9 protein-coding genes are annotated in these 8,211 nt (G+C 49.8%); 5 read left to right on the top strand and 4 right to left on the bottom strand.

Features of this window, described 5'->3' with window-relative positions; genetic code table 11:
• From AC2FNE_RS13710 to AC2FNE_RS13695, 4 genes are all read right to left on the bottom strand, one after another.
• Positions 1-910: glycosyltransferase (locus AC2FNE_RS13710; protein WP_496805599.1), on the bottom strand; the 910-nt coding region annotated here is incomplete at its 3' end.
• A gap of 263 nt (positions 911-1,173) precedes the next feature.
• Positions 1,174-2,355 (bottom strand): dTDP-4-amino-4,6-dideoxygalactose transaminase, encoded by a 1,182-nt coding sequence (gene rffA / locus AC2FNE_RS13705; protein WP_496805598.1) that lies wholly within the window; start codon positions 2,353-2,355, stop codon positions 1,174-1,176.
• 121 nt (positions 2,356-2,476) lie between these two features.
• Entirely contained in the window at positions 2,477-3,772 is a 1,296-nt protein-coding gene (locus tag AC2FNE_RS13700) for a porin (protein WP_496805597.1), read from the bottom strand.
• A 132-nt stretch (positions 3,773-3,904) separates the two neighbouring features.
• A complete protein-coding gene (locus AC2FNE_RS13695) occupies positions 3,905-4,501 on the bottom strand; it encodes a polysaccharide biosynthesis/export family protein (RefSeq protein WP_170479734.1) in 597 nt (198 codons plus the stop codon).
• Between the two features lie 304 nt (positions 4,502-4,805).
• Here AC2FNE_RS13695 and AC2FNE_RS13690 point away from each other — a divergent pair, with 304 nt between their 5' ends.
• From AC2FNE_RS13690 to galE, 5 genes are all read left to right on the top strand, one after another.
• Positions 4,806-5,018 carry a hypothetical protein gene (locus tag AC2FNE_RS13690; protein WP_496805596.1) on the top strand — a complete coding sequence of 71 codons (213 nt, stop codon included), beginning with the start codon at positions 4,806-4,808 and terminating at the stop codon, positions 5,016-5,018.
• 334 nt (positions 5,019-5,352) lie between these two features.
• Positions 5,353-5,502 carry a hypothetical protein gene (locus AC2FNE_RS13685; RefSeq protein ID WP_496805595.1) on the top strand — a complete coding sequence of 50 codons (150 nt, stop codon included), beginning with the start codon at positions 5,353-5,355 and terminating at the stop codon, positions 5,500-5,502.
• Positions 5,499-6,305, top strand: a complete 807-nt coding sequence (locus tag AC2FNE_RS13680; protein WP_496805594.1) for a WecB/TagA/CpsF family glycosyltransferase — start codon at positions 5,499-5,501, stop codon at positions 6,303-6,305. The genes AC2FNE_RS13685 and AC2FNE_RS13680 overlap by 4 nt, the downstream gene beginning before the upstream one ends.
• 2 nt (positions 6,306-6,307) lie before the next feature.
• Positions 6,308-7,192, top strand: coding sequence for a glycosyltransferase family 2 protein (locus AC2FNE_RS13675; RefSeq protein WP_496805593.1), 885 nt, complete (start codon positions 6,308-6,310; stop codon positions 7,190-7,192).
• A complete protein-coding gene (galE, locus tag AC2FNE_RS13670) occupies positions 7,189-8,208 on the top strand; it encodes a UDP-glucose 4-epimerase GalE (protein ID WP_496805592.1) in 1,020 nt (339 codons plus the stop codon). Before AC2FNE_RS13675 ends, galE begins: the two co-directional genes overlap by 4 nt.
• Positions 8,209-8,211: the final 3 nt, after the last annotated feature.

Below are 8,211 nucleotides of genomic sequence, written 5' to 3'. Positions count from 1 at the left end.
CTTCAAAAGCTTCGTTGGCATAACCGACTATTGGAACCCCGCATGACATGACTTCTGAGTAAGTACTGGACGGGTCACCCTGAACGTGCGGACACACAAATAGGTCGGCATTGTCACGCAGGAAAGGGATCCAACCATTACGAAAGTCCATAGGCGGAAGCAATTTTACGAAATTATTCAATCCAATGAACGAGCCTGCGTCTTTTAGCGCGGATTCAAGTGGCCCGGCGCCGACAATTGTCATCTCGAAGGGAATGCGTCGGTCACGAAGCTCTCTGGCGATCTTGGGAAGCTCTGATACGCCTTTCATTGTGGAAAGCCGGCCTCCGAAAACCAACTTCAAAGGCCGCCCCGACAACAAGTCGCCGAACCGGCTTTTTACCTGATCAGTCGGAAGGATGTCTTTCTCATAAACTCTATTGTCAAAGAACAAGAGAGCACTCGGTACAAGATGGCGATACAAGTCGTATGTGGGCGTGCCGCTGCATTGCAGTCCCGCCAGCATAGGCAATAGCTTTTGGCGCCGCTTTTCCTCGGCATGTAGCCAAAGCAATCGACGGGCACGGCGAATATGGTCTTGCGGTAATTCGGCCGCAACAATCTGACGTTCTGTCCTTGGTGAATATTCGCTTGTGCATACAAGAGGCATTCCGACCTTGTTGCATGCCTTGGCTATCATGATGTTGTTGCCTGCAAGAAAGCCAAGGCCGATAGCCGAGTGTTTCAGTCGATTGGCAAACTCATCCTCAGATTTGGGGCGCTCTTCAATTTCGAAGCCGAACAGTTCTGGCCTTGCTTCTACACGGTCCATATCTTCGGTAGGACGATCATCGAGTTCGACCATAACGGTCACCGGACCCGGCCATTTGTCAACAAACCGCCCTGCTCCCTCCATGTACTTTTGGGTCATCACTAATTTGCCATTCGGCAAACGTTGCGCTTTCAGACTAGGGAAAAGGACAAGCTCATTAGACTCTGACATCGTGTATTACTCTGCTGACGCGTTATTCGTAGCAAGGTTCAAGTATCGTTGCCAGATTCCAATCAACCAAAAATCTCTAACGCAGACCCGGAATTAGCGCACTGAAAATTGCTCTTCGCACATGAGTACAAACGTCAGGAAGCTGATATTATCTGTCGCGATTTAACATGTGAATCGCGCAAATCGCGTTGCTAGTTCATCAATGCATTTCGCGCAGTCTTAATCACACGGTCGACCGTTTCCCCCATGTTATAATACAAGGGTAAACGTACCAACCTTTCAGCCAACTGCTCCGTAACAGTCAATGATCCTGAGCATTTCCCATATTTTCGTCCCGCAGGCGAAGAATGCAGAGGAACATAGTGAAACGGCGTGCCAATGCCAAAATTGTCCATATCAGCGATGAACTTGCGGCGCTCTTCTTCATCGCGAAGCAAAAGACAGAACAAATGGCCATTTCCTTGACAGTGAACAGGTCTGACCAACAGATCAATACGCCCCATCTCGGCCACGTCCGCAAACGCAGATTGATAGCGGGCTGCAGATGATAGCCTGTCGGAAATCACAGCCTCCATCTGCTCGAGCTGTGCCAACAACATGGCGGCAGTTAGCTCAGACGGTGAGTACGATGAACCTATATCAACCCAAGTATACTTCTCTGCAAGCCCATCAAAAAACTGGGATCTATTTGTCCCTTTGTTGCGAATAACGTCTGCACGCTCCACGAGATCAGCCCGGTTAATTGCAAGCGCTCCGCCTTCCCCGCACGTTACGTTTTTTGTGGCGTGAAAGCTGAATGCGGCAAGATCGCCAAGGCTTCCAGCAGGTCGTCCGTTATACTTTGATCCCAACGCTTGAGCAGCATCTTCGACAAGGATTATGTTATGGGCTTTCGCAATTTCTGCCAACGCGTCCATTTCCGCCGGCACACCAGCATAGTGAACTGCAAAAATCGCCTTTGTTTTGGGCGTCACCGCTTTGGCAACCGCATCCGGATCAATGTTCAGAGTGTTTGGTAAAATATCTACAAAAACGGGAGTGGCCCCGCGCATAACGACTGCATTTGCCGTCGACACAAAGGTGAAAGATGGCATGATAACTTCATCGCCAGGACCCAGATCGCAAAGGATGGCCGCCATCTCAAGCGCGGCGGTACAGGAATGAACAAGCTGCACCTTGGGAGAACTGGTCATTTCCTTCAGTAGAGATTCACAAGCCACCGTAAAACGACCGTTTCCAGCGAAGAACCCTTCTTCTAGCCCTTGTTGGATGTAGCTTCGCTCATTTCCGATTAACTTGGGCCGATTAAAGGGAATATCAAAGGGCTTCAGGCCAGAAATCTGATTTAGTACTTCCTCATATTCTTTCGGCATTCAACTACTCACTTACTTACTCACTAAATCCCCCACTACCAATACACGCAATTAGTAAGTGCGGTCTTAGAGGCCCACCACAACCAAAAACCCAATGGGCTCAAGATTTCGACATTCAATTCTATCGCCTCCAGAAAAACTCCTTTCCAATGGCTGCGAAAACTTGGGGACTGGTCGCGCGTCCTGCATCGTCTTCCGACACACGGTAATCGAACCCAGCATTGAAACGCCAATCATCCGTAAGCTCATGACTGTAAACAGCGCTGAAGAATCCCAATTCGGTGCGTGGTTCAGTCACGGTTTCTTCTGCTATAGCATAGGTCGCGCGGAGACCAAATTGAGAAACCGGCGTCAGACGCCAGAGATACCCCAAGTCAACGACGTTCGAGACCGTGTATTCGTCATCAGTATCCGCGAGTATGTCACGGCTTATTCGTATACGCAAAAAGTTTGGACCGAAATCGCGATCAAACAACAGTGCGCCTATTGGATCAACTGAACCATCTGGTCGATGTGCGGCGCCAAGACTAAAGGCAAAATCGCCATCCGGAATGGGAAGCGTGCGTCCTACGATCAGGCGATCCAAACGGCCAGTAGCGTTAAGACTGGAGTCATATTCACCAAAAACAGTTCCGTTTGCAACGTCATGAAAAACACCCAAATTTCCGACGACACCGGATTCGTCCCGGTCACCCGATACTTCGCGCCTTTCGGTAACTTCGGTGTACCCGATCGTTGCGTCAATGCGGGTCCGATCAGAAGATTCGTGGGATACGCCAAATGCAATTGTATCAGTGTCCCTATCAGTCTGATCGATGTCGTCTTCTTCGTATTTTTCTTTAGTGTAAGTCAGACTGGTGGAGGTCACTGGAGACAATGCAAAGGTAAGACCAGCTTCACCAATGATTGTATCGCTGTCATCAAATTCTTCGTCTCCGGATTCAGAATAATTAACTCCATAAGCAAACAAACCCAAATTGTATCCGATTAGGTTTTCGCGCCCTCCGTCGAAGGCAAAACCTAGCGCGTAATCACTACGTGTCCCATCGCCGGTTAGGCTTGAGAAGTCTGCTGGCAGCGTAATGAACCCATCTTCATCTTCGAAATCCGTAAGTGACCGAAGAAATCCTATATCAAACCTCAAGTATTCTGCATCAAGTGCCAGACCTGAATTAGCCGCATCGCGTGTGTACCCAAAGTCCAGCCGAGTATCCCCGACGTCAAAAGTGTCAGAGTTGTCTGGCAGGTCTTGCAGGCGCAATCCTGTTACGACGTCCAATTCCAAAGTTTGGGTCCGGGTCTCGCTTGACAGACCGAAGGAAAGAATTGTCGAAGCTATAAAACCATTCCCCTCTTCGGGAACATCCAAGGTCAAGTTTCGACCATATTCCAGTCTTTCGGCAACTCCGAAACGCATCTGCAGTCCGCCTGGCTCTAGCGGCACCTCCTGCGCGAAGTTCATGCTTGCAAATGTAGATGCGGCAAAAACAGCACCTATTCGTATAGTTCGATGGGTGGGAGCCTGTATCACGTGTTGGTCACTTCCAGGTCATTCAAACAATCGGCGCTGAGGCACTACTATTACATCACCGTCAACCAGTCTCGTTGCGCCGCCTTGCCCAGCACCTTCGAGAATGGCGTCATAGTTAAACTTGTATACCCGCTCATTACCTGAACGGTCGGCCCGACGCAAAATAATGCGTTTGGTGGCCGCAAAGCGAGAGAACCCACCCATTTCCGCAAAGAACTGGAGCAGCGTGGTGCCCGGTGGCACTTCGTAGCGTCCAGGTTCCCCCGCTTCTCCGACTGCGTAAACCAAGATCGGATCTGGGTCTGTGGGTTCGGCGACGGATCCAAGAGCAACAAAAACATTTGGCGGCGCAGCAAAATTCGGAGCCAGCAGATTGGTCAGGTCATTACGAACCTGCTCAACGCTGCGCCCGCTGACCGAAAGTGTACCGGCCAAAGGCATGGTTATACGCCCGTCGGGTCGTACAAGCACTTCTTGCTCGAGGCTTTCATCTTCCAGAACTTCAATGTTAAGAACATCCCCAGGCTGAATTCTATAACTGCTTTGAGCCATAGCTGGCGCAGCTAGTACCACGCTCAGCACAAGTGTAACGAGCAGTGCATAAACGGCTTTCATATTCCAAACTCCCGTACCAAGAAAATACTATGGCCCTTATTATTACCGCGGTCACATGACCCTCAGGCAAAAAGACCTTGATCTGCTCGACCCCACCACTTTGCGCATGATTCGCTTTCTATGGCTACATTTTGATTGTCTTCGACAAATTTTCTCTCAATTCCTGTTCTAAAACGCAACACTTGGTTTGCAATTAAGAATTTGCTCATACCTTAGGGCATAATTTTGCCTTGTTTTCAGGTTTCAATTTTTTTGGCCGTAGATGCGGTCGGCTTTGCAAAACAGGCAATGTGGAGTTGTTTCGATGATGGCTGGGCTGGTTCTTTCAGGTATTCTAATTGGTGCACTCGCCGCTGGGATTGGTTTGATTATGGGTACTTCAATATGGATAGCCCTTTTAATTTATACAGCGATAGGCGCTGCTGGCACGCTGGCTTGTGCTTTGATCATCGCGTATCGCTCGCCAAAGAATTCCTGCTCAGACGTTTCTGCTCCTATGGCTAGAACTGACACCTAATCCCGGCAGCGTCGCGGTCCTCCACATGGACACGCGAATATCCTCCGTAACAGTAAAAATCCCCACTGTTGCTGAAACCCGGACAATACCAACACTTAAACTAAAATGTTAACGTTCCGATCGCAGGAACAGTTGGGGTTAAGCTGTGTGTCAAATTAGCTTTTGCCATCCATGCCTTGATGTGTAGACAAAAGGTGGATTATCGGTTTTCCAGATTCCAAGTTAACGGGACAAGCTAGTAGTTTGACAGTTTTGACGCTCTGAGTGTTTCGCTTTGCAGACGCCCGTGCTCCAGTGATGTAGTTTTAGGTAAAATGGTAATATGAACCCTGTGATGATGGAGACCAAAACTATCGGAATTTTTGCCACTAAGTTGGCGGCAGACGCAAATATTCATGCGGTGACGTTTCCATGGAACGACCCACAGGCTCGCTCTCGCCCTCGCAAGGTAAACTTTGGAACTCTTCCCGGAGATGCGAAATGATGATTTCCGGTGTACCAAACGTTGCAAACTCAGCTGAAAATCCCGCACTTACCCGTGTTGATCTGCTGAATATTTACGTCCACGACGTGGACATGACCGACTTGGTTTCCAACTTTACACAGGGCACGATTCTTACGCTTCACACCGACATGGTAGCGAAGCTGCAGCGAGATACGGATTTTCTACACGTTTTCAAAAAGTTCGATGTAGTTACTTGCGACAGCCAGATTTTATACTTCGCTTTGCGCCTTATGGGCACACCGGTTCGCGAGCGGGTGTCCGGATCAGACTACTTCCCAAAGTTTTACATGCACCATAAAGACAATCCCGACGTCACCGTTTTTTTATGCGGCGGTAAACCAGGCGTTGCCGAAATCGCAGCTGATAAAATCAACGCAAAGACAGGAAGAAAGATCATTGTGGGCACCGATGCTCCGGCTTTCGACTATGAGCAAGACCCAGAGGAGGTCGACCGGATTATCGATTGCATCAACGCATCGGGCGCGACGGTCTTGCTGGTTGGATTAGGTGGTGGACGTCAGGAAAAGTTCATTGTCAACTACAGAGATCGGATGCCAAACGTTCAGTTATTTCTGCCGTTAGGCGGAACAATTGACTATGAGGCGGGAACGCTTCCTCGGCCTGCCCCATGGGTCACAAAAATGGGTTTGGAGTGGTTTTACCGTCTTATGAAAGAGCCACGTCAACGCTGGCGGCGCTATCTTGTGGACGATCCGCCGGTTCTATGGGCGTTGCTTAAACAAAAGATGGGACTGTACCATGATCCGCTTTCCGGAAATTAATCATGACGACAGAATGCCACATATTGTCTGGAAATATTCAAACTGACACTGTCCAACATGATTTTCTCAGCGTCATAATCGCCGCCCATAACGAAGAGGACTACATCGCGGATTGCTTGGAGGCGTTATTGGAACAGGATGACTTAGCTGGGCTCGTTGAGGTCATAGTTGCGGCAAATGCATGTACGGATCGCACTGAAGACGTCGTTTTTTTAATGAAAACTGCATTTGAAGAACGCAATTGGCGTCTTGTCCTGCTCAAAATCTCCCGCGAGGGAAAGCCAAATGCCTTTAATCAGGGCGACGACGCGGCAATTGGGAATAACCGTATTTACTTGGACGCAGACGTACGATGTGACCCTGAAATGCTCGGTCAATTGCGTGCGGCGTTAAGCCAACAACATCCTATATACGCGACGGGAACAATACAGGTGGTGCCACCGAGCACGTGGATAACGAAACGTTATGCCGAATTTTGGGTGCGATTACCATTCGTGCAGAACGGCGCCGTAGGAGCTGGATTATTCTCGGCCAATGCCGCAGGACGTAAAAGGTGGGGACAATTCCCAGCTGTAATATCAGACGACACCTTCGTAAGGTTGAACTTTGCTCCAGAAGAACGCATTGAAGTTGCTGCTCGATATCACTGGCCCATGGTCGAAGGGATGCGAAATCTGGTCAGGGTTCGGCGTCGGCAGGATGCTGGCGTTGCGGAAATCCGTCGTCTCTACCCAGAACTTATGAGAAATGAAAACGCGCAAAAAATATCTCTATCCAACTTGCTTCACCTGATGGTTCAGGTCCCGATCGGATTTTTGGTTTATGCGACAATTCAAACTCTGGTCCGCCTGCGACCGGGGTCGTCAGAATGGGTTCGTGGAAGATGACACAACATCTAATACAGACTCGGCGAATATTGTTGACCGGCGGTGCCGGCTTTATTGGTTCGCATACCTATGTCGCACTGGTTAGGGCCGGTTATTCGGTCGCCATTCTCGACAACTTTGCGAATGCGCGCCGTGATGTGCCGGATCGGTTGGCTCAGATTGTAAACGCTCCTACCACAATTTACGATTGCGATATTCGTTCTGAAAAGGACGTCGCCCAGGTCTTCGATTCAGAACGTTTTGATGCCGTGGTTCACTTTGCAGCTCTGAAAAGCGTACCGGAAGGTCAGGCTGATCCGCTGGGTTATTACGAAACCAACTGCGGAGGACTTTTCAACATCGCTTCAGCCATGAAGTCGACCGGCGTTGAAAAAATGGTGTTTTCTTCCAGCGCTGCGATTTATGGCGAACCTGCGGAAATGCCCATACGCGAAGATTCGCGTCCTTCCCCGCAAAGCGTATACGCGCAGACAAAGCTGGTCGGTGAAGAGTTTTTGACCAGCCTGTCTGCGGCAGACCAAGATTTGCAGGTCGGCATTCTTCGGTATTTCAATCCCGTAGGCGCGCATCCATCAGGACTGATCGGTGAAGACCCCAGTCAACCGCCGACCAACCTGGTACCAGTCATCGCCCGAGTAGCGTTAGGACTAATCCCATCGCTCACTGTTTTTGGTGGTGACTATCCAACTGCGGATGGAACCGGTGTTCGTGACTATATCCATGTCCAGGATTTGGCGCACGGTCATGTTCTTTCACTGGACGCGCTATTTGCAGGCAGAGGCAACCACTGTGTCAATCTGGGGACAGGTACAGGCTACAGTGTTCTTGATGTCGTCAAAGCCTATGAACGCGCGTCTGGCCAACATATTCCTTATGAAATAACAAACCGCCGCCCTGGCGACCCGGCAGTATCCTGCGCCGGGACAGATTTGGCTCGAAAATTGCTGGGGTTCGAAGCGCAGCTTAGCTTGGATGACATGTGCGCGGGCAATTGGCAGTTTATTAAGGAGGCTTAGCGG

Source organism: Ruegeria sp. YKSD179, assembly GCF_059612885.1.
This window is presented reverse-complemented; position numbering and strand designations above follow the sequence as displayed.

Coding starts and splice junctions, on each gene's coding strand:
- AC2FNE_RS13675 (WP_496805593.1), top strand. CDS start 6,308: ATGACGACAGAATGCCACATATTGTCTGGAAATATTCAAACTGACACT.
- AC2FNE_RS13690 (WP_496805596.1), top strand. CDS start 4,806: ATGATGGCTGGGCTGGTTCTTTCAGGTATTCTAATTGGTGCACTCGCC.
- AC2FNE_RS13695 (WP_170479734.1), bottom strand. CDS start 4,501: ATGAAAGCCGTTTATGCACTGCTCGTTACACTTGTGCTGAGCGTGGTA.
- rffA (WP_496805598.1), bottom strand. CDS start 2,355: ATGCCGAAAGAATATGAGGAAGTACTAAATCAGATTTCTGGCCTGAAG.
- AC2FNE_RS13685 (WP_496805595.1), top strand. CDS start 5,353: ATGATGGAGACCAAAACTATCGGAATTTTTGCCACTAAGTTGGCGGCA.
- AC2FNE_RS13700 (WP_496805597.1), bottom strand. CDS start 3,772: ATGCGTTTCGGAGTTGCCGAAAGACTGGAATATGGTCGAAACTTGACC.
- galE (WP_496805592.1), top strand. CDS start 7,189: ATGACACAACATCTAATACAGACTCGGCGAATATTGTTGACCGGCGGT.
- AC2FNE_RS13680 (WP_496805594.1), top strand. CDS start 5,499: ATGATGATTTCCGGTGTACCAAACGTTGCAAACTCAGCTGAAAATCCC.